The organism is Trinickia dinghuensis, assembly GCF_003367175.1.
Classification (GTDB): Bacteria; Pseudomonadota; Gammaproteobacteria; order Burkholderiales; family Burkholderiaceae; genus Trinickia; species Trinickia dinghuensis.
In genome coordinates this window covers 613,403-634,061 of record NZ_QRGA01000003.1, presented here as the reverse complement: position 1 = coordinate 634,061, position 20,659 = coordinate 613,403, and the positions used below count along the sequence as shown (strand labels likewise).

General features: G+C 63.1%; 19 protein-coding genes, 1 tRNA gene and 1 pseudogene. 6 read left to right on the top strand and 15 right to left on the bottom strand.

What is annotated here, in order from left to right:
* Window positions 1–325: 325 nt before the first annotated feature.
* The 11 genes from DWV00_RS07085 to DWV00_RS07045 form a co-directional block, all read right to left on the bottom strand.
* Window positions 326–790 (bottom strand): hypothetical protein, encoded by a 465-nt coding sequence (locus tag DWV00_RS07085; RefSeq protein ID WP_115532794.1) that lies wholly within the window; start codon window positions 788–790, stop codon window positions 326–328.
* Between the two features lie 241 nt (window positions 791–1,031).
* Entirely contained in the window at window positions 1,032–1,961 is a 930-nt protein-coding gene (locus DWV00_RS34480; RefSeq protein WP_245964748.1) for a site-specific integrase, read from the bottom strand.
* Window positions 1,962–1,998: 37 nt separating this feature from the next.
* Window positions 1,999–2,256 (bottom strand): DUF4224 domain-containing protein, encoded by a 258-nt coding sequence (locus DWV00_RS35050; RefSeq protein WP_115532792.1) that lies wholly within the window; start codon window positions 2,254–2,256, stop codon window positions 1,999–2,001.
* Window positions 2,257–2,471: 215 nt separating this feature from the next.
* Window positions 2,472–3,344 (bottom strand): hypothetical protein, encoded by an 873-nt coding sequence (locus DWV00_RS07070; RefSeq protein WP_147297850.1) that lies wholly within the window; start codon window positions 3,342–3,344, stop codon window positions 2,472–2,474.
* Window positions 3,345–3,472: 128 nt separating this feature from the next.
* Complete coding sequence (locus DWV00_RS07065) at window positions 3,473–5,236, bottom strand: replication endonuclease (RefSeq protein WP_115532879.1); 1,764 nt, start codon at window positions 5,234–5,236, stop codon at window positions 3,473–3,475.
* Window positions 5,236–5,445: a hypothetical protein gene (locus tag DWV00_RS07060; protein ID WP_115532790.1), complete on the bottom strand. Its 210-nt coding sequence runs from the start codon at window positions 5,443–5,445 to the stop codon at window positions 5,236–5,238. Before DWV00_RS07060 ends, DWV00_RS07065 begins: the two co-directional genes overlap by 1 nt.
* Before the next feature lie 84 nt (window positions 5,446–5,529).
* Complete coding sequence (locus tag DWV00_RS33935; protein WP_181885382.1) at window positions 5,530–5,694, bottom strand: hypothetical protein; 165 nt, start codon at window positions 5,692–5,694, stop codon at window positions 5,530–5,532.
* A gap of 280 nt (window positions 5,695–5,974) precedes the next feature.
* Complete coding sequence (locus DWV00_RS33930) at window positions 5,975–6,118, bottom strand: hypothetical protein (protein ID WP_181885381.1); 144 nt, start codon at window positions 6,116–6,118, stop codon at window positions 5,975–5,977.
* Window positions 6,119–6,121: 3 nt separating this feature from the next.
* Window positions 6,122–6,820, bottom strand: coding sequence for a hypothetical protein (locus DWV00_RS07055; RefSeq protein WP_115532789.1), 699 nt, complete (start codon window positions 6,818–6,820; stop codon window positions 6,122–6,124).
* Between the two features lie 126 nt (window positions 6,821–6,946).
* Entirely contained in the window at window positions 6,947–7,597 is a 651-nt protein-coding gene (locus DWV00_RS07050; protein ID WP_115532788.1) for a helix-turn-helix domain-containing protein, read from the bottom strand.
* A gap of 138 nt (window positions 7,598–7,735) precedes the next feature.
* Window positions 7,736–7,811 (bottom strand) — tRNA-Lys (locus DWV00_RS07045).
* A gap of 275 nt (window positions 7,812–8,086) precedes the next feature.
* On the opposite strand from DWV00_RS07045, the gene DWV00_RS07040 reads away from it, so the two are divergent.
* Window positions 8,087–8,491, top strand: coding sequence for a PaaI family thioesterase (locus DWV00_RS07040; protein WP_115532787.1), 405 nt, complete (start codon window positions 8,087–8,089; stop codon window positions 8,489–8,491).
* Between the two features lie 45 nt (window positions 8,492–8,536).
* A complete protein-coding gene (locus tag DWV00_RS07035; RefSeq protein ID WP_115532786.1) occupies window positions 8,537–9,430 on the top strand; it encodes a patatin-like phospholipase family protein in 894 nt (297 codons plus the stop codon).
* On the opposite strand, the gene DWV00_RS07030 is transcribed toward DWV00_RS07035, so the two are convergent.
* On the bottom strand, window positions 9,393–10,406 hold the full coding sequence (locus DWV00_RS07030; protein WP_115532785.1) for a D-2-hydroxyacid dehydrogenase family protein: 1,014 nt from the start codon (window positions 10,404–10,406) through the stop codon (window positions 9,393–9,395). The genes DWV00_RS07035 and DWV00_RS07030 overlap by 38 nt on opposite strands.
* A gap of 369 nt (window positions 10,407–10,775) precedes the next feature.
* Between DWV00_RS07030 and DWV00_RS07025 the strand changes: the two genes are divergently transcribed.
* Both DWV00_RS07025 and DWV00_RS07020 read left to right on the top strand, forming a co-directional pair.
* Window positions 10,776–12,635, top strand: coding sequence for a phosphoenolpyruvate carboxykinase (GTP) (locus DWV00_RS07025; RefSeq protein ID WP_115532784.1), 1,860 nt, complete (start codon window positions 10,776–10,778; stop codon window positions 12,633–12,635).
* Window positions 12,636–12,926: 291 nt separating this feature from the next.
* Window positions 12,927–13,812, top strand: a pseudogene (locus DWV00_RS07020) (LysR family transcriptional regulator); the annotation flags it as partial.
* A 357-nt stretch (window positions 13,813–14,169) separates the two neighbouring features.
* Here DWV00_RS07020 and DWV00_RS07015 read toward each other — a convergent pair.
* The 3 genes from DWV00_RS07015 to dprA all read right to left on the bottom strand — a co-directional run bounded on the left by DWV00_RS07015 (window position 14,170) and on the right by dprA (window position 18,833).
* Window positions 14,170–16,842 carry a DNA topoisomerase III gene (locus DWV00_RS07015; protein ID WP_115532782.1) on the bottom strand — a complete coding sequence of 891 codons (2,673 nt, stop codon included), beginning with the start codon at window positions 16,840–16,842 and terminating at the stop codon, window positions 14,170–14,172.
* Window positions 16,843–17,090: 248 nt separating this feature from the next.
* Window positions 17,091–17,468 (bottom strand): thioredoxin family protein, encoded by a 378-nt coding sequence (locus tag DWV00_RS07010; RefSeq protein WP_115532781.1) that lies wholly within the window; start codon window positions 17,466–17,468, stop codon window positions 17,091–17,093.
* Between the two features lie 78 nt (window positions 17,469–17,546).
* Window positions 17,547–18,833, bottom strand: coding sequence for a DNA-processing protein DprA (dprA, locus tag DWV00_RS07005; RefSeq protein ID WP_115532878.1), 1,287 nt, complete (start codon window positions 18,831–18,833; stop codon window positions 17,547–17,549).
* Window positions 18,834–19,081: 248 nt separating this feature from the next.
* On the opposite strand from dprA, the gene def reads away from it, so the two are divergent.
* Window positions 19,082–19,585 carry a peptide deformylase gene (gene def / locus DWV00_RS07000; RefSeq protein ID WP_115532780.1) on the top strand — a complete coding sequence of 168 codons (504 nt, stop codon included), beginning with the start codon at window positions 19,082–19,084 and terminating at the stop codon, window positions 19,583–19,585.
* 66 nt (window positions 19,586–19,651) lie between these two features.
* A complete protein-coding gene (gene fmt / locus DWV00_RS06995; protein ID WP_115532779.1) occupies window positions 19,652–20,650 on the top strand; it encodes a methionyl-tRNA formyltransferase in 999 nt (332 codons plus the stop codon).
* The last annotated feature ends 9 nt before the right edge of the window (window positions 20,651–20,659 follow it).

Here is a 20,659-nt window from a genome sequence, read left to right as displayed (position 1 = left end):
CCTGCCGGGGCGCGCGATGCTGCGCGAGCGGCGCCGGCCGTCCACCGGGTGCGCAATGTCGCGTGCGCCGCGCCGGGCACCTGCCGGGGCGCTGGATGCTGCGTGATCCGCGCTGGCCGACAGTCGGGGTGCGGGATGTCGCGTGCGCCGCGCCGGCCGCTCGATGCTGCACGAGCGGTGCTGGCCGCCCGCTGGGTGCTCGATACGGCGTGCGCTGCGCCGGCCCGCCCTCTGGGGCGTTCGATGTCGTGCGCTGCGCTGGGCGCCCGTTGATAGGGGGCGGGCGAAGACTATTCCCCCGACCACTGGCTATGTGGCTTTATCGCTACTCCGATACTTTGTCCGTTCCGCTTGCCATCGGCGGTGGGGCAAGTAGATGGATCGCGCGGGGCGTCGCGTCAATACGGCCAGGCTGAACGTCTTGGCGCATCGCATGGATAGCCGCGCTTAACAAGGCGTCATGCCGTTCGTCGCTTCGCTCAGTGTTACGGTAGGAAATTTCCCGTTGGAAGACTTGAACGGCGTCCAGCACTGCAGGAGAGGCAACCAGCGCTAGCGCATTCACCGCGTCAGCATAGCGGTGCTGCGCTTCTGGCGTCGAACGACCCGAGACGATGCTCGACAGCGCTAAGACGTACTCCTGATAGTGTTCGAGCTTCGTTTGTCGCCAGCCAGACTCATGTTCGCGTCGCCGCGCGAGCGTCGACGTGACGATTACCCCGACTAGGGCGAAGGCGCCGGACGCGAGCGCGGCGAGAATCGCGGGAATGGCTGCTGTACTGAGATTCACATCGGCCCCCGATGGCAGTTTCTTTTCGTCAGTTCATCGAGCGGCATTATGCCGAAGTGTGCGATATGAGGTGGTGAGCAATACGGTGTGCGAGCCAACCAATCGATTCGCCGTAACCGCCGCAACTGGCCGACCGGGCTTAGTCAACCGGCGTTTCGAATCGCTTGGTTGATCTGGATGACTGTATAACCGGCTTCGTTGGCCTGGTGACAACCGCCGTAACCAGGCGTTCTTGTCCGTTTTATCGGACCGGCCGCACGCGTTCCCCGATGCGCGATCTGACGTAGTGCTCCGTCATGTTTCGGCTCTGGTGTCCGAGTAACTTTTGCGAGTGCGAAAGGTCGCCGGTGTCGCTTGCCGCCTTTGCCCGAATATCGCGAAATTGGAACGAGACGCCTGCTAGCTTGCGCGCCTTGTCGAATCTCGATCGCAGTTCGAACGGGCTTACCGGGGTGCCGTCATCGTTCTGTAGCAGGTTCGCGCCCGTCATCTTCCTGGGCCGGGCGATGATGCGCTCGATGACCGCCTTTAACTCCCCCTCGATCGCAATTCTCAGATGCTTCCCCGTCTTGTTCTGGACGATATGTAGGTGATCGCCCCGAATGTCCGCTCGTTTCACTTTCAGCACGTCGGCCGGGCGCTGTCCCGTAAGGTAGGCCAGGTCCATCGCGTCTTGCAGCGTCGAGTGCGCGACGGCATGGACGGCCCGGAACGCGTCGTCGGTGACGTATATGTCCCGCCCACTCTCGCGGAACCCTTTGACGCCGGCGCACGGATTCGACGCGCTCGTGTAACCCCACTCTCGAGCCTTGTTGTAGATGTGACTCAACAGCGCTTTCTCGCGGTTCGCACGCACCTTCGCGGTTTCCCCCCGAATGTCCAGATACTCGCGCACATGGACAGGCGTAATTGCGTCGATTGGCATCGCCCCGAAGACCGCTTTCAGGTTCTCTAGTTCTTTGAGGTTGTCGCTGCGCGTGCGTGGCGATTTCGTTGGCAGCACCTCTCGCATATACCGCCGCGCGACGACTGCGAAGGTCCGGTCTTCGTCTTGCGCCGGCTCCGCTTCGATTTCAGCCCACTTGCGCCTCGCTTCGTTTAGATCGGTCCCGAGTGGTGTCCACTGGCGCGGCAGCGATGTTCCGACGTGGTAATAGCGGCCTCCCTTCATGTGCATCCGCGGCGGGAGGTCAAGGTTCGTTTTTCTCCTACGCCCCATGTGCCGCCCCCCGCGTCGTGCGTGTCCCGCGCAGCGCCTCGAAACGCGGCCGGATTGCTGCCGTTTGGGATTCCTCCCGGGCCGACTGCATTGCCCCGAGCCGTGCCTCGAAATAGCTGCATGCAACCTTTGGACGGCGCTGCGAATCTTCCGCGAACCGCCAACCGTTCGCCCGCAACCATTCGATTTGCTTCGCAGACCGGACGAATCCCGTCAGTTCTTCGAGTTCTTTTTTTGAAAGGAACATGCCCTACCTCATCCGTGAGCCACGCCGAACGCGCCGGCACATAGGGCGCGTGCTGATAGCTTGATGCTCACTTCTCTGCGCGCGACGATGCGCCAGAGCGCGGCCCAGCCTTGCTTGTGGCCGATACGGCTTCTTCATTTTTCGGATGACATGCATGCGCAAGCGGGCCATGTTTGCCAGTGCGCTGACTGCTGTATTGAGCTTGAATTGCTTTCTCATCGCGCCCCCGCTGCAGTGACCGGCGCCGGTTCCGCGTCACCTTCGCGCTCGACGGGGAACGCATATACGTCTGCCGTGTGCAGCCGGCTCAACAATTCACCGATCTGGGCCTGCATGCCTTCCAACTGCGTCTTGATGTGATGGCCCTTGAACATCCTTCGAAGCTCGATGTTTTCCGCGATGAGTTCAACGATTCGAGCCTTCGCGCGCTCGCATTCGGCTTGCACGGAATCGAGATGCCCCATTGCCTGGGCGTAGTAGGCCAACTGGCCGTGCGTAAATCGGATGTCGGGATACTCGGCGCTGCACAGATAAGCCTTGCCGTCCCGATGCTCTACGAAGAGGTCCGTAAAGCCGCATCGGCTTAACCAGACCTCGGGGTTTTGGAGCTGGCAATGCATTACGTACCACGCCGAGAATGGGATTGGGCTGTTGCCCTTTTCCCAATTTCCGATGGTCTTTTTGCTAACTCTAAACAGCGCCGCACATTCATCCGGAGTCAAGTTCACGAAATAGCGCCGCCAGTGCTCGAACTCCCCGGGCGTGACACTCTGTCGGTTCATCGCTTCGCGATACCAATCGGGCATGCCAAAGAAGGGGGCATCCTTCCCCTTGCCCTTTGGTCTAGGGCGAACCGGAAATGTCACCGCGGGGTAGCTCCAAACTTTGGCGATGTTAGGGTGCTGTGCATTGACGTCGCGGCGCGCGGCACCGAACCCGCGTTGCTCGGCCACTTTCATCATTCGTATTGTGTCGCGCCGAGCATCTTTCTCCTCGCTTTGTTGTCGCTCAGGAGTTGGAATTCTTGTCACAGTCGCATTGTTAAGCCCGGCCGCGGTCTTTTGTGGTTTAGATGGTTCGTATCGCATCGTCTTGTTCGTTATGTCCGGTTGGCATCAGGCTACGTGCGTGCTTGGTCGCATCGAGAGCCTTTTCGCTTCAATGGGATCGGTCCTGCTTATGGAATTGATTGGGCGAGACTCGAAAATCGAGGGGATTACCTTCGCAGCACGTCGTTTTTCACGGGTTGGTTCGGTCGGTCCTCGGTGGAGTCGGCCTTGTTCGGGCGTGTTTCACTGGCGTCGTGCGTACAGTTATTGACACGAGTCCGAGTGCTCGCGCCTTCGGCGCTGCGCTGAACCACCTTCCATTCATAACGTGTCGCCGGAACGAAGATCGGCGCCTCGACGCGGTAATCGCAAATGCCGTCGACGATGTGTGCGAGCCCGAGCGCTTCGATGCCGTGCGGCACACGCACGAGGCGCGAACCGTAACGGCCTTCTCGCATTTCTGCCGTGTACTTCACGCTGATGCGTCGCGCTTCGCCTGCGATGCCCCCCATCGCGCGCGCGTACTCGGCCCAATCCGCTCGATGGTCGTCAGTCTTCTGGGCCGCTCGCCACGCCGCGCGGATCTCCGGGGATTCCTCCGCAGTCGGAAGGTCTATTTCCTTCACACGGCGCAGCTCGCGCCAGACGCCCACAGGGGCCCCTCCGAACTGTTGAAACTGACGGATGCCCCATAGCGCCGCCCACGCCTCGACGCGCTGCGATGGCGTGATTTCGACGTCCCCGAGCACGTCGGCCGCGACGACGAAGCCTTCTTTCGTCTTGTGATCGCCGACCCCGTGCCCGTCGATGTTCTTGCTGATGTACTTCGAGATGTACCCGACTGCCGAGCCTTTGGCGTCGTCAATAACGTTGAACGTCACGCGATGCTCGTGTGCGCCCGATTCGTTGCCATCGACACGTAGGCCGTGCCTGCGCATCACGGCGCAGAAGTGGTCAATGTCGTTTGAGAACACGATCCCATGCCAATGCGGCGTGGCATCGTGATTGGGCTCGGCCACGCGCATACCGAAGTAGGTCACACCGTCTCGCTTGAGCTGTGCCCGAATGCGAGCCCATACCTTTCTCAGATAGCGTTGGGCGTCGCGCGGCGTCGCGCCGCTGTACTTTTTGTTCGGCCTAAACGTCGTCCCGGACTGGCTCACCGCATGAAACCGACTTGGGCACGTCAACGAAAACATCACGCCACGCATGCGCGCACTTGCCGCCAACCCCTCACAGCCTCGTAGACGTGTGAATAGCTCGCCACGTTTCAACGCTTTGTTCGAAATGCTCTTTGCTGCCAGCTCCGCGAGAGTGAAACGGTGCCCCAGCTCGTTCTCTAGCGCTACGGCTTCCAATGTCGCTGCGTTGCGGCGGTTCTGCGCAATGCGCCGCCGCACGGCGTCATCGCTTGCATACGGGTCCGATCGGTAGTGGACGTAGTGCAGCCGAATATTCGAGTGTTCCAGTTCGCGGGTGTGCAGCTTGCGGATTTGTCTCCGCCACCACAATTCGCAGCTCACGCGGGCGACTTGCTCGGATGATTGATCGAAGGCGGGTAGGGCGATGCCGTATGCCTTGCATGTTGCCTTTGCGACCGTCAACGCGTCGTGGTTCGTGAGGCCGATAGTGCGCAACTGGAAATCGTTGGCGATGCGTCGCGCCTTGTCGCAGATTTCCATGTCTGATGCATTCGGACGCACCGGCAAGGTGTCGGGCGCGTGCTCCTCGAGGAACGCCGTAGCGCTGCGCTCGGCCGCGGCCATATCGAACATGTACGGCGCATTCGCGCGCTGTGCGCTGTTGCGGCCAGCTTCTTCAGCCTTCCGGTATGCCCGCTTGTACCAGCGGAACGGCAGACGTTGGCGGGCCTTCTTCATGGCGGGCAACGTCGGCAAGGTGGCGTCAATTGCGTGCGCGTAGACCCACATCATCGCCCCCGTCCGGCGCCGCGGCGTCGCAACACGCGATAAATGCGTTCCAGCGCGGCATCGCCGATCGGCGTTGCTGGGACGTGCGCGACGCTCGATGGTCGACAGGCGAGCCGGTTGCGATAAGCGTCGGTTGTCACGCTGCCGGGCATGTGCTCGACTTCTTCCTGGTCCGCGTCGTGATAGCCGAGTTCGGAAAAGGCGCTCATCGACAGCCCCCGCGCAGCGGGTCGACGATGATCGCGCCGGCACACATGCGCGACATGAAGGCGATAAAGGCTCGGGCTTCCATATCAAACAATCCCCGGGTGGAAGTCTTCGAAATCGTCCTCTTGCGCGTCGCACCAGCCCCGTTGCCAGTCGTGCCAATCGGCCGACAGCGCCTCGTATGGGTTATCCGACAACGGGCATCCGTATTCGTACGCTTGGCGCCCTGCGGCGTAGGAGGGGTCTTCCATGTCATGCCCCCAGCCAGTGAAAGAAGCGATCGACGGCGCAAGCGATGCGCGAAGGCCGGCGAAAGTAGGGGCCGTCTATCGCGAAGCCGCCCAATGCGGATGGATGAATACACGCCGACCGGCGCCGATATATCGTTACTGCCGTTTGCGTTCTCGCTTGCATTTCCGAGCCTCGCGCCACGTTTCGTCAGGATGTGTTGAGCCACGCCGGGGCGTTCGACGCCTTCGGCGGGGTATCTCGAAATTGGGGAAGCGGCGCTTGACTAAGCGCCGCGCACCGTCAGCCGGTGGATGTGAGCGGGTTTGTAGCGGTGGGCTGTTGATTCTTGATTGCGGCAACCACAGCCCACATGACGAGCGCGCCGATGACGAGCGTCGCGACGCTGCTGCCCTTTCCGGTCAGCATGGGGAACGGAGCATCCATGTCTTATGCCCCCTGTTGGCTGGGTTGGCTCTTGGTCTGCGCTTTGGAGCTTGCCGGAGCTTTCGAGTCGCCCCGCACATCGGCGTCATCCTGTGACCCTTGTGCGACCAGAGGCGAGCCTGAATCCGACGCCTTGCGCTGTACAAGGTGCGCGTGCGTCTCATCCTTCGAGTTCTGATCGATGTCCGCAAGAAAATTGGTTCCCTGCATGTAGCGGAACAGCATGTAGTTTTCGGCCATCAGGCCGAATAGGCGCTGGCTGTCCAGGGCAGTTTCGTCGGTGTAACCGCCCAATAGCCCCTTAGCGGTTACCTTCCGCATGAGGTCGGAGATTTCCTCATCGTTCTCGTCCATGCGCGCGAGCGCTGACTCGACTTCCTCATCGGTCAATTTCTCGCTAATAGTGAAGCTCATTCGCGGGGCAACCGTGCCCGGAGGAACGGGAAACGAGCCACGCGGCACAGGCGAGATTGCCGGCTTGTCGTTCGTCGGCTTGCCTGCGTCGTCGGCGCCGAGGTCGACGCCCTTATCCTTGAAATATTCGACCAACGTGTCTTGCGTGGACTGCGGAAGCGCGTTGATTCGAAACGTTTCGAAATGCTTGATGAGCGTTGCGTTGACGCCCGTATCTTCTGCGAGCTTTGCTTGCGTGATGCCGGTGGTTCGGCGCGCCCGTCGCAATTGGTCCGCGGTGATCGTCATTTTTGGCCTCTGTCGGAAAAGACATCAAGTGTCGGTTGATCGGACTCTACCCCATGGTTATCTATCCGTCAACTGTAGCTTTATCCGACAATCATGGCGAAAAAAAACCGGCGGGCGCCGGTCTATCTATTCGCTGCTTCGTGTTCTGGCCTTTTCCTCGCGTGCTTTCCTAACCTTTTCAGCGCGCTCGTCGCTGACAAGATCCGGATTGACTTGAGCCACATGCTTTCTAACGTGTTCGACGTCAATCGTGGCGTCTGGGTCTGTCTTCAAGGCCACCGCGGCATTGAGGATGCCCGCCATAAGATCCATCGCCTCAAGAGCTTCGCGCACTTTGTCGGCGGGATACCTTGACGAGACTAGGCCAAGCAACAGCTTGTAAAACGCATCCCGCTCGTCGGGCGGAAGCATAAGTATCAATTGCCCCGCCTTCATGACCTGCACGTGCTCTGAACCGGTGCCAAACACTTCTTCAAGCGGTGTTTTAGGGGACTCTGGGTTATCTCGTCCCGTAAGCAGCTTATTCGGCGTGATGCCAAGTGCGTCGCACAGTTTGCGGATTTCATTCGCGCCTGGCTTGTAGCGCCCGGCCTCATAGTCGTGCAGGGCGGTTCGAGCGATGCCCGTTGTCGCGTGCAGTTGGCTAACCGACAGGCCGCGCGCCTCACGACTGACCTTCAGTTGGATAGCGATAACGTCTAGCTGCTGACCTTCGGCCTCGCTTTGATCGACGGCGGCCCCACTATCCACTTTGCGTGGTGTTTTCGCTTTCACCATGCTTCGAGACTCCTTAGTGACTCGCGGCTTTGCACGTTCCGGCTTATCGGACCACACCTCATTCTTGTTTTTTGTAGAAGACGTGATCCGAATGTAGAAGCGAAAAGGGCTCCGATTGCTCGGAGCCCTTTAAATACTTGGTGGGGCGTGAGTGACTCGAACACTCGACCTACGGATTAAGAGTCCGCTGCTCTACCAACTGAGCTAACGCCCCAACAGACTGCGAATTATGCAGGACTTTTTTATGCTTGCCTAGGCCTTTTCGTCATTTTTTAGCGAAAACTTTGCTCGCCGGCCCCAACGCGCACACAAAAGCGCCCGGCACCGCACCAGCCGGCCATCCTGCGCCCTTCATCAATACTATTTTTCCCGTCCCGGTATGATGACGGGACCGCACCGCCACATCCGCGCGACGCCCGGCGCCGCGCACAAAACCAGAGCGAGGGCTAGGCAACGACTCGCATCGACGCGGCCCACAGGAGACATCAAATGACAGAAGCCGCCATTCTCGATCTGCTCGATCGCGTCCTTGCCCCGTGGGTCCGCTCGCTCTCGCTCAAGCCGGTGACCGTCTCCGACGACAGCGTCACCATGCGCCTGCCGTTTTCGGGCGAGTTTCGCCACTCGGGCGGTGTCATCTGCGGCCAAGTGTTCATGGCCGCGGCCGATACGGCCATGATCGTCGCCATCTCGGCGGCGCTCGGCGAGTTCCGTCCGATGACGACAGTCTCGCTCAACATCCACTTCATGCGCGCCGTCCGCAAAGGCGACGTGCTCGTGACCGCGCGCGTGCTGCGCATGGGCCGCAATCTCGTCTTCGGCGAAATCGAACTCGCCGACGAAGAAGGCAAGATGGCGGTCCACGCGACGACCACCTACGCACTCGTCAACTGAACGGGCACCCCGCCGCGCAGCGCTCACCGAAAAAAGGAAACATTCATGTTCGACCAGGTCGTCTTCGCGGGCGGCGGCAATCGCTGCTGGTGGCAGGCCGGCTTCTGGGACGTCGTCCAACCCGAACTGGGGGTCACGCCGCGCGTCATCACGGCCATTTCGGCCGGCGCCGCGACGGCGTGCATGCTCTATACGCGAAGCGACTCGCAATGGGTCATGCGCTATTACGAAGACGTGCTTCGCCACAACAAGAAGAACGTCTACTGGGGCAACCTCTGGCGGCGCGGCGCCGCTGTGTTCCCGCACTACGCGATCTATCGCCAAGCGCTGCTCGACATCTACGGCGAGCGGTTCGCCAAGCTCGCCGACGCACCCGAGATTCGGATCGGCGTCTCGCGCGTGCCGCGCTGGCTCGGCGCGCGCACGTCGGTCGCGGCGGGCCTCATCGCCTACAACATCGACAAGCACGTGCGCAAAGTGCTGCACCCGACGCTCGGCCGCACGATCGGTTTTCGGCCCGAATTCGTGCGCGCGCAGGCGTGCCTCGTTGTCGATGAGCTCGCTGATCTGATCCTGCAGTCGTCATGCACGCCGCCGTTTACGCCGGTCTTGAGACGCAACGGCCGTCCCGTCCTCGACGGCGGCATGGTCGACAACGTCCCCGTCGACGCGCTCGACGAGACGCCAGGCCGCGTGCTCGTGATGGTGACGCGCCGCTATCCGCGCCCGCAAACTTTCGTCATATCGCACGGCGCGCAACAGCGCCTGTACGTGCAGCCCTCTTGCAAGGTGCCGATCTCGAGCTGGGACTACACGCAGCCGGCGCTGATGCGGCCCGCCTACGACCTCGGCCGCGCGGACGGCGAGGCATTCCTCACACGTCTACCGCAGATCGAGGAACTCAGCGCCGCCGCACGACACTCAACGCTTCCGAATTGACGACGCTCGACGTGTCCCCTTCATCGAAGGCAAGAATGTTCTTGAACGCGGCGCTGAAGTACAGCTCGTAGCTTTCGCGTTCGACATAGCCGATGTGCGGCGTGCAGATCACGTTCTCCATCCGCAAGAGCCCGTAACCCTGCAGAATCGGCTCGCTTTCGAAGACGTCGATGGCGACCATGCCGGGCCGATTGTGCGAGAGCGCGTTGACGAGCGCATTTTCTTCCAGCAGCTCGGCGCGGCTCGTGTTGACGAACAGCGCCGTCGGCTTCATCCGCATCAGATCGGCTTGCTTGACGATGCCGCGCGTGTCCTCGTGCATACGCAAGTGCAGCGTCAAGACGTCGCTCTCTTCGAACAGCGCCTCGCGGCTCGCGGCCGCCTCGTAGCCGTCGGCTTGCGCCGCCTCGAGCGAATGCTCGCGGCCCCACACCAGCACGCGCATGCCGAACGCCTTGCCGTAGCCGGCCACGAGCCGGCCGATCTTGCCGTACCCCCAGATGCCGAGCGTATGGCCGCGCAGCACGGTGCCGAGCCCGAAGTTCGGCGGCAGCGCCGACGTCTTCAAGCCCGACGTTTGCCACGCACCTTGCTTCAGATTCGCTACGTACTGAGGAATGCGGCGCTGCGCCGCCATGATGAGCGCCCACGTCAGCTCGGCCGGGGCGATCGGCGAGCCGACGCCTTCGAGGACGGCGATGCCGCGTTCGGTGCACGCGGCCAGATCGATGTGACTCGACACCTTGCCTGTCTGGCTGATCATGCGCAGATGCGGAAGCTTGTCGAGCAGCTGTGACGTGATCCGCGTACGTTCTCGGATCAGAACCAAGGCATCGACTTCCGCGAGCCGGCTAGCTAACTGTCCGAGGCCGCGAACGGTGTTATTGAACACTTTGACGTCATGGCTGGTCAGTAGTTGGAAGCAATCGAGTTTGCGGACGGCGTCTTGGTAGTCGTCGAGAATGGCAATCTTCATAAGTTAAAAAGTGGAGTTTTGCAGTGCACGATGTACACAATAGACGCAGTGATATGCTTGTCGGTTCCAACCGGTCTAGGAGAAAAGCTGGCATGCGCGATGCGACACGCTCGATCACGATGCTCACGGCTTTCGCTAAGCAGGACCGCTTCTTTTTAACAGCTTGTCGCGCCGACACGCAAGCCGCGGATTACGCGCGCGCGCCGTTCGGCACGCAAGACCCTTGCGCGCCATGCGCTCGACAAGCTGCTCCGCTCCTGACGCACTCGTTCCTACGCGCAACGTACGTGTATGAACGCGCCTCTCGCATGCAGCGTCAGCGAGCCCAACCCGTTTCCTTCTTAACGATGACAAAACGGAGACTGCTCGATGAACCATTCCGCCTTTGGAGGCGCCGCCACCCTTGAAGTGCCTGCCTACGTCAAGCATCGCAAGCTGATCGACTGGGTTCAGCGCATCGCCACCCTCACCAAGCCCGATCGCGTCGTCTGGTGCGACGGCTCGCAGGAGGAGAACGATCGCCTGTGCGACCTGATGGTCGCGGCCGGTACGCTCAAGCGCCTGAACCCCGAGTTGCGTCCGAACTCGTACCTCGCCTGCTCGGATCCCTCGGACGTCGCGCGGGTCGAGGACCGCACGTTCATTTGTGCCGAGCACCGCGACGATGCGGGCCCGACGAACAATTGGATGGAGCCTTCGGAGATGCGCGCGACGCTCGAATCTCTGTTCGACGGCTCGATGCGCGGCCGCACGCTTTACGTCGTGCCGTTTTCGATGGGGCCGCTCGGTTCGCCGATCGCGCACGTCGGCATCGAGTTGACCGATAGCCCGTACGTCGTGGTCAACATGCGGATCATGACTCGCATGGGGCGCAAGGTTTACGACGTGCTCGGCACCGACGGCGATTTCGTCCCCTGCGTTCACTCGGTCGGCGCGCCGCTCGCGGCCGGTCAGCCCGACGTCTCCTGGCCCTGCAACCCGACCAAGTACATCGTCCATTTCCCGGAAGCGCGCGAGATCTGGAGCTTCGGTTCGGGCTACGGCGGCAACGCGCTGCTCGGCAAGAAATGCTTTGCGCTGCGGATTGCATCGACGATGGGCCGCAGGGAAGGCTGGCTCGCCGAACACATGCTGGTGCTGACCGTGACCTCGGACGAGGGCCGGAAGTATCGCGTCGCCGCGGCATTTCCCTCGGCCTGCGGCAAGACGAACTTCGCGATGCTGATCCCGCCGCGTTCGATGGACGGATGGTCGATCTCGACGATCGGCGACGACATCGCGTGGATCAAGCCCGGCAAGGACGGACGGCTGTACGCGATCAATCCCGAGGCCGGCTATTTCGGCGTTGCGCCGGGCACCAGCGAGAAGACCAACTACAACGCCATGGCCACGCTCAAGGCCAACGTGATTTTCACGAACGTGGCGCTGACGGACGAGGGCGACGTGTGGTGGGAAGGGATGACGGACACGCCGCCCGCGCACCTCATCGATTGGCAGGGCAACGATTGGACGCCCGAGATCGCGAAGGAAACGGGGCGTAAAGCTTCGCACCCGAATGCGCGCTTCACCGCGCCCGCGTCGCAATGTCCGTCGGTCGATCCCGATTGGGAAAATCCGGCGGGCGTGCCGATCGACGCATTCATCTTCGGCGGCCGGCGCTCGGGTACGGTGCCGCTCGTGACGGAAGCGCGCAATTGGGTCGAAGGCGTCTACATGGCCGCGACGATGGGCTCTGAGACGACCGCCGCCGCCGCCGGCAAGCAGGGCGTCGTACGGCGCGATCCGTTCGCGATGCTGCCGTTTTGCGGTTACCACATGGGCGATTATTTCGGCCATTGGCTTGGCGTCGGCGAGCGGCTCGACAAGCTCGGTGCGAAGGTGCCGAAGATCTTCTGCGTCAACTGGTTCCGCAAGGGGCCCGACGGCAAGTTCGTCTGGCCGGGCTTCGGCGAAAACATGCGGATCTTGCGCTGGATGATCGGCCGCGTGGAAGGGCGCGCGACTGGCACCGATCACGCATTCGGCGTCTCGCCCCGGTATGAGGACATCGACTGGAACGGTCTCGATTTCTCGCGCGAGCAGTTCGACCAAGTCATTTCGGTTGACGATGCCGATTGGCGGCGCGAACTGGCCCTACATGCGGAATTTTTCGATTCATTACGACATCGACTGCCGGCTGCGCTAACTCAGACGAAAGCGGAAATTGAAAATCGTCTGACCCCGGCTTAACAATTAGAACACTCGCTCGGCGCTGCCAGGCGCCGCGAGGCTCGTGCCAAGGCCGCCTTCGGGCGGTCTATTTTTTTGTGCGACAAATGTGCGATTTACATGCATGAAATTCACGATCCGGCGCGAATTTTCACTATATGGATTTTTAGCAATGATCCATTACCGCTTATTTCTAGCTGCGAAATAAACATCATTCCGTGCGCAACTCTGCGCGAGTTTCAAAGTCGTAGGACAATTACGGATTGGCTCAGGAATTTTTTTCTGAGTAACAACAAGCGGCAGGAGTCGTCAATGGATCATTTGCAGTCAATGCGTGTGTTCGTGAAAGTGGCGGATCTTGGCAGTTTCGCTCGTGCAGCCGGGTCGATGGATATCTCCAACGCTGTCGCCACGCGTCATGTCGCCGATCTCGAAGGCCGCCTCGGCACGCGTCTGCTGAACCGCACTACGCGCAGCCTCTCGCTGACCGAATCGGGCCAGGTCTACCTCGAACGCGCCCGCCAAATTCTCGACGAGCTCGAAGATGTCGAGCAGATGGTCGTCGCCCGCAACCATGAGCCGGTCGGCACGCTGCGGATCGTCGCCCCGGTCGTGTTCGGCTTGCACAACCTTGCTCCCGTTCTGCAGACGTATTCGCAGCGTTATCCGAAAGTCGTGCCGGATCTGACGCTCGTCGATCGCAGCGTGGATCTCGTAGAGGAAGGATTCGACGTCGGGATCGTCATCGCTCAAAAGGTGCGCAGCGCGAGCATCGTGACGCGCCGGCTGACGACCGGCTGCATGATTGTCTGCGCCACGCCCGCATACCTGGAGAAGCATGGCACGCCCACGCGCCCCGAAGAGCTGCTCGAGCACGCTTGCCTGAGTTTGCCGACGGAGTATTGGGGCGACGAGCGCATCTTCACGGGGCCGGAAGGCGAGGTGCGCGTACGGCCGTCGAACGTGATCGTTGCGAACAACACGGAGATGCTGCGTCAGTTCGCGCTGCTCGACATGGGCATTGCGATTTTGCCCAGCTATTTGATCGGCAGCGATGCGACGCGCGGCAATCTCGTGCGCGTGCTGGCCGATTACCGGCTGCCGCAGGTCGAGATCAACATCGGCTATCCGAGCCGGCGCCACTTGCCGGCCAAGGTGCGCACGTTCATCGACCACCTGGTCGAGCACTTCAGCCAAACGCCGAACGGCACGCTCGGCGAACTCTGGCTCAAGGATGCGCCGGAGCGGGTGGCCGCTTCGCCGGCACCGCGGATGGAATCGGTCGACGCCGACGAAGAGCTGTTCGAAGTCGAGGCCGAGAGCGAGGCATTCGGCGGGCGGCGTGACGGCGACAGCACACTGCGCAAGATGGCTCGGCACTCGCGCGGGCGGGTGAGTACGCCCTCGCCGATGTGAGGAGCGGGGCGAGCGGGGTCGGCTAGTCCCGGTTGAATTCGGGGGTAGGGGGCTCCGCCGTGTTGGCATAAAAAAAGCGAGCACAGATGCGCTCGCTTTTTTATCCGCGGTGCGGCCTAGCTAAGGCTGAGGCTAAGCGTCAGGCGTTGACCTTTCGCGCCGTCGCTCGCTTGGCCGGCGCTTTGGCAGCCGCCTTCACGGCGGTTTTGCCCGCCGCGGTCTTGGTCGCGGCCTTCTTGGCCGGTGCTGCCTTGGCGCCTTCCGCCTCATCGCCGTCGGTGGTGTCCGCAGCCGACGAGCGCGATGCCGATTTTGCCGCGGTCTTCGCCGCCGTTTTCGCGGAAGGCTCTTTCGGCTCCTTCTTTTCGAACTCGAAGCCGATCTTGCCGTCGCTCTGCTTGACGAGAAAAGCCTTGAAGTTGCGGCCCGTGCGCGACGACTTGAAGCTCGTCAGCAAATCGGTCCGGCCTTCGCCGAGCAGCTTCGCCATCTGTTCGCGCGCGATTTCCTGCTGCAAGATCACCTTCCCCGATCGGAAGTCGCATGTTTTCGGGCTCGCCACGGAGTTTTCGCAGACGTAGCTCATGCCGTGCTCGAATACGCGCCCATGGCATTTCGGACAGGCGCCGACGCTCTCTTGCGCCGAGAAGTCGGGCGCTTCGCCATCCTCGCCGCCGGCATCCTGGCCGAAATCGAACTCGAGCTTGTAGTTCTTCGTCTCGTCGTCGAACGACAGCTTGAGGATGGCCGAGAAGGGCCGTCCCATCTTGCTGCGGAAGCCCGACAGCGGGCCGATCTGCTTATCCGCGAGCAGCGTCTCGACTTCGTCGGTCTCGAACTGGCGGCTGCCGGGAATCTTCGAAATCGAGAACTCGCATTGCGTGCAAGCGAAGCGCCGGTAGTTCTCCTTCACCTGCCCGCCGCAGTTCGGGCAGGGCGTAGCGAGCGTGACGTAATCGCCGGGAATCGTATCGGAGTCGTACTCCTTCGCGCGCTTGACGATCGTCTGCGTCATGCGGGCGATCTCCTGCATGAACGCGTCGCGCGCGAGGTTGCCGCGCTCCATCTGCGACAGCTTGTACTCCCATTCGCCCGTCAATTCCGGCGCCGTCAGCTCCTTCACGCCGAGCCCGCGCAACAGCGTCATCAGCTGGAATGCCTTCGCCGTCGGGATCAGCTCGCGGCCTTCGCGTACCAGATATTTTTCGCCGAGCAGCCCTTCGATGATGGCCGCGCGCGTGGCCGGCGTGCCGAGCCCCTTCGCGGCCATGGCCTCGCGCAACTCGTCGTCCTCGACGAGCTTGCCCGCGCCTTCCATCGCCGAGAGCAGCGTCGCTTCGTTGTAGCGCGCGGGCGGTTTCGTCGTCAGGCCATGGGCCGCGACCTTGTCGGTCTTGACCTTCTCGTCCTTTTGCACAGGCACGAGGTTGGCATCCTCGCCACTCGTCTCGCGGCCGTAGATCTGCAGCCAGCCCGGCTCGACGAGCACCTTGCCTTCGGTCTTGAAGTGATGTCCGACGACTTCGGTGATACGCGTCGTGACGCGATATTCGGCCGCCGGGAAGAACACGGCGAGGAATCGCTTCACAACCAGGTCGTACAGCTTCTGCTCGGGCTCCGACAGCGATTTCGGCGCCTGGAGCGTGGGGATGATGGCGAAGTGGTCGCTGATCTTCGAATTGTCGAAGATGCGCTTGTTCGGCTTGACCCATCCCTTGTCGAGCACCTGCTTCGCGAACGGCAGGTAGTTGTTGCTCTCCTTGAGCATGTCGAGCGTGCTCTTGACCGTGGCGATGTAGTCCTCGGGCAGGGCGCGCGCGTCGGTACGCGGGTAGGTCAGGACCTTGTGCTTCTCATACAGCGCCTGCGCGAGCCCCAGCGTGTTCTTCGCCGAAAAGCCGAAGCGGCCGTTCGCTTCTCGCTGCAGGCTCGTCAGATCGAACAGTTGCGGCGAGAGCTGCGTCGAGGGCTTCGATTCCTCGGTGACCGTGCCGATCTGATCGCGGCACGCCGCCACGATCGTTTCGGCCGCGGGGAGGCTCCACAGCCGCGAGTCGCGTTTTTCCGGATCGAACTCGTCGCGCTTGAACTTGGGATCGAACCAGCGGCCTTCGTAAAAGCCGCCCGCGCAGACGAAGTCAGCGCGCACTTCCCAATAATCGCGCGGCACGAAGCGGCGGATCTTTTCTTCGCGCTCCACGACGATCGAGAGCGTCGGCGTCTGCACGCGCCCCACCGTCGTCAGGAAGAAGCCGCCGCCCTTGCTGTTGAACGCCGTCATCGCCCGCGTGCCGTTGATGCCGACGAGCCAATCGGCCTCCGAGCGGCAGCGCGCGGCATCGGCGAGCGGCTGCATGTCGACGTCGCTGCGCAAATGGGCGAAGCCGTCGCGGATGGCGGCCGGGGTCATCGACTGCAGCCACAGCCGCTGAACGGGCTTCTTGGCGTTCGCGTGCTGTGCGATCAGCCGGAAGATCAGTTCGCCCTCCCGCCCCGCGTCGCATGCGTTGATGAGGTGCTCGACGTCTTTGCGCTTGATCAGCTTGGTCAGCACCTTCAGCCGCGATTCGCTTTTCGCGATCGGATTCAGGTCGAAATGGGGCGGAATGACGGGCAGGTGCGCGAAGCTCCATTTGCCTCGCTTGACTTCGTATTCTTCGGGCGCGGCGATCTCGAGCAGATGGCCGACCGCCGACGAGAGGACGTACTCGTCGCTCTCGTAGTATTCGTCATGTTTGGTGAAGCCGCCGAGTGCGCGCGCGATGTCGTTCGCGACAGAAGGCTTCTCCGCAATGATCAGTGCTTTGGACATGACAGGATTAATGTAGTGACCGGGGTCCGATCCCGGATTTTGTTCCCTTTGACGACCGCTTTATAGCACATGGCGCGAAAGGGGCGGCGTGTCGTGCCAAAAAGCATGGAGCCGGCGGGGGCACCGCCGGCACCGGCCGCCGCGCTCAGACGCGTGCGGCGCAAGCCTTTGCGGACGACGGGCCGGTGCGATCGGTACGCACGGAACGTGCCACGCGGCGGCGTCGCTCATCGGCGCTTCAATGCGGCTCACGCGGTGGCAAGCGCGGGACGCACCTTCGGCGCGCCCGTGGCGTTCGGCAAGGCTGTCAGATCCGAAAGCAGGCGCTCCGCGATCGCCCCATGCGGCAGCACAGTCCCGAAAAAACGTGTCGTGATGTCGTCCTCGATGAGCAGCGTCGGGAAATTCTCGACGTCGAGATCGTCGAAGCGGTCCGCGTGGGTTTCGATGTCGATCCAGGCGAAGCACATATCGGGATGGGCGTCGGCGAGCCGGTCGAACGTTTCGCGGTATTCGCGGCACGTGCCGCACCATTGGGCGCACAAGCAGGCGACGAGCAGCGTGCTCGGGTCGCTGACGCGCTCGGCGATCCGGTCCGAGTCGGTGTCCAAGTTCAGCGCGGGCATGATGCGTTCCTTCTCTTTCTATTTCCCGATAGCGGTTTTGGAGGACTGTAGCACGCCGGATTCGGCCGCCGTTCGGCCTCAGTCATGATTGTGTCGGACCGTGTGCCGAACGTAACGGCCACCCGGCAGGACCGCGAGATGCCCGCGCAATTCGAGTTCGAGCAGCGCGCCCTGCAGCGTCGCGCTATCCATTTCGGTGCGCGCGGCAAGGATTTCAAGGGCGGCCGGCGCGTGGCCGAGCGCCTCGAGCAGCCGGGCGGCGTTTGCGGACAGCGGAGCCGGCGACGGCAGGGCAGGCTGCGTGTCGAACAGCGGCAGCGGTTCGGCCGGCTGCCTCTGCGGCGATCGTACCGGCTTGCGCGAGATCGCCGTTGGCGTGGGCGTTGCTGCCGGCACCGCGCGCGCGCCGGTGCGCGCGGAGCGGCATTGCGCCGGGCTGCCAGGCGCCCGCGCGGGCGCTGCCGCGGACTGAGCGAGGCCGAGGGCGTCGAGCACATCCTGGGGCGTTTCGGTCAGCATGGCGCCGTCTTTGATGAGCTGGTGGCAGCCCCTCGACAGCGGTGCATGGATCGACCCGGGTATCGCGAAAACATCGCGCCCCATTTCGTTGGCGAGCCGGGCCGTGATCAACGATCCCGAGCGCAGCGCCGCCTCGACCACGAGCACCCCCTTCGTCATCCCGGCAATGAGCCGGTTGCGCTGCGGAAAATGGGACGGCTTGGCCGGCGTGCCGAGCGGCCATTCGGAGACGATCGTGCCGCGCGCCGCGATCTCGTGCGCCAAGGCTCGATGCCTGGCCGGATAGACGAGATCGGCGCCCGTTCCCACCACCGCCACGGTCGCCCCGCCCGCCGCGAGCGCGCCCCGGTGGGCAGCGGCATCGACCCCGAGCGCAAGGCCCGACACGACGACGAGGCCCGAGCCGGCAAGCTCGCGCGCGAAGTGCGAGGCGTCGTCGATCCCTTGCGGCGTCGCGCCGCGGCTGCCGACGATCGCCACGCTAGGCGCGTGCAGCCATTCGAGCTGGCCGCATGCGTAGAGCAGAGGCGGCGGATCGTGCATGGTGAGCAGCGCCGGCGGATAGGCCGGATCGTCGAGCGCGACGAGCGCATTGCCGGGCAGCGCGGCCCAGGCGCAGGTGCGTTCCAGTTGTTCGCGGATATCCGCGCGCGCGGCCGTGGCGACGGCCTGCGCGGCTTCGTCGCCCGCCGCCTGGGCGAGGGTGTCGAACGACTGCGCGAGCAGCGCCTGCGCATTGCCGAACGCCGCGATCAGCGTGCGCAGGGCGGGCGGCCCGAGCCCCGGGGCGCCGGCGAGTGCGAGCCAGGCGCCGAGCGTCGCCGGCGTCATCGAGCGTGCCTGCATCGGCGTGTGCCTCCACCGCGCCGCCTGCGGATTCGCGAGCGCCGTGATAAAATTTTCACCATCCGAAATACTCCAGAACGTAGCCGATGCGCGTGTTCGCGGCCGCAAACCGTGGCCTGACGACGCGTGCGGTTCGGCGTATCTTCGATAACCGGCGAGACCCGCGCCAGCTAGCCGAACGGCCTAGCGATCCCGTAAATCGACGATGCGCTCAGCTTGAGCGCTATGTCGTAACGACTGTTGACACCATGGCTTTACTGAGCATCCTCAATTACCCAGACAAGCGACTGCACAAGGTCGCGAAACCGGTCGCGAAGGTCGACGACCGGATCCGCAAACTCGTCGCCGACATGGCCGAGACGATGTATGCCGCGCCCGGCGTGGGCCTGGCCGCGACGCAGGTCGACGTGCACGAGCGCGTGATCGTCATCGACGTGTCCGAATCGCACGACGAGTTGCGCGCGTTCATCAATCCCGAAATCCTGTGGTCCAGCGACGAGCGCCAGATGCACGAAGAAGGCTGCTTGTCCGTGCCCGGCATCTACGACGAGGTCGAGCGCCCCGAGCGCGTGCGCGTGCGCGCCCTGAACGAGAAGGGCGAGACGTTCGAGATCGACTGCGAGGGCCTGCTGGCCGTGTGCATCCAGCACGAGATGGATCATCTGATGGGCCGGGTCTTCGTCGAGTACCTGTCGCCGCTCAAGCAGACGCGCATCAAGACGAAGATGAAGAAGCTCGCGCACGCGATGTGACGTGATGCTACCGTCGGGCTCGCCCGATCCATCCTGCTTGTCCTATTTGCCGTTTTCGCTCGATCTATGACTCACACGCTGCGCGTCGTTTTCGCCGGCACGCCCGAGTTCGCCGCCAGCGCGCTCGCCGCCATCCATGAAGCCGGTTTTCCGGTGCCGCTCGTGCTGACGCAGCCGGACCGGCCCGCCGGACGCGGCATGAAGCTGCAGGCGAGCGCCGTCAAACGCTACGCGCTCGAGCGCGGGCTCGAGGTCGCGCAGCCGCCTTCGCTGCGCCGCGCCGGGAAGTTTCCCGCCGAGGCCGCGCAGGCCGTCGAGCGGCTGCGCGCGACGCCGCACGACGTGATGGTCGTGGCCGCCTACGGCTTGCTGTTGCCGCAGGAAGTGCTCGATATCCCGCCCCGCGGCTGCATCAACATCCATGCATCGCTGTTGCCGCGCTGGCGCGGCGCCGCGCCGATCCACCGTGCCCTTGAAGCCGGCGACGCCGAGACGGGCATCACGCTGATGCAGATGGACGCGGGCCTCGATACGGGCGCGATGATCGAAGTGGCGCGCACGCCGATCGATCCGCGCGACACGACGGCGACGCTGCACGACAAGCTGGCGGCGCAAGGGGCGCAACTGATCGTCGACGCGCTTTCGACGCTCGAGCGCACCGGTGTCTTGCCAGCCTCGGCGCAGCCCGCGGACGGTGTGACCTACGCGGAAAAGATCGGCAAGCACGAGGCGGCGCTCGACTGGCGTGATTCCGCCGCCGCGCTCGCGCGGCAGGTGCGCGCGTTCGATCCGTTTCCGGGCGGCGTGGCGACGCTCGAGGACGGTACGGCGCTGAAGGTTTGGGCGGCTGAAGCCGTGGCCGTGACGGCGGGCGCGAGCCCCGACGCCGAGCCGGGAACGATCGTCGCGGTTTCGCCCGACGGTGTCGTCATCGCTTGCGGCGAAGGCGCGCTGCGGCTCACCCAACTGCAAAAGCCGGGCGGCAAGCGTCTGCCCGCGCGCGAATTCCTGGCCGGCACGACGCTCGCGGCGGGGCAGCGCATGCGGCTGCCTGAGTCCGTTTAATTAGATGAA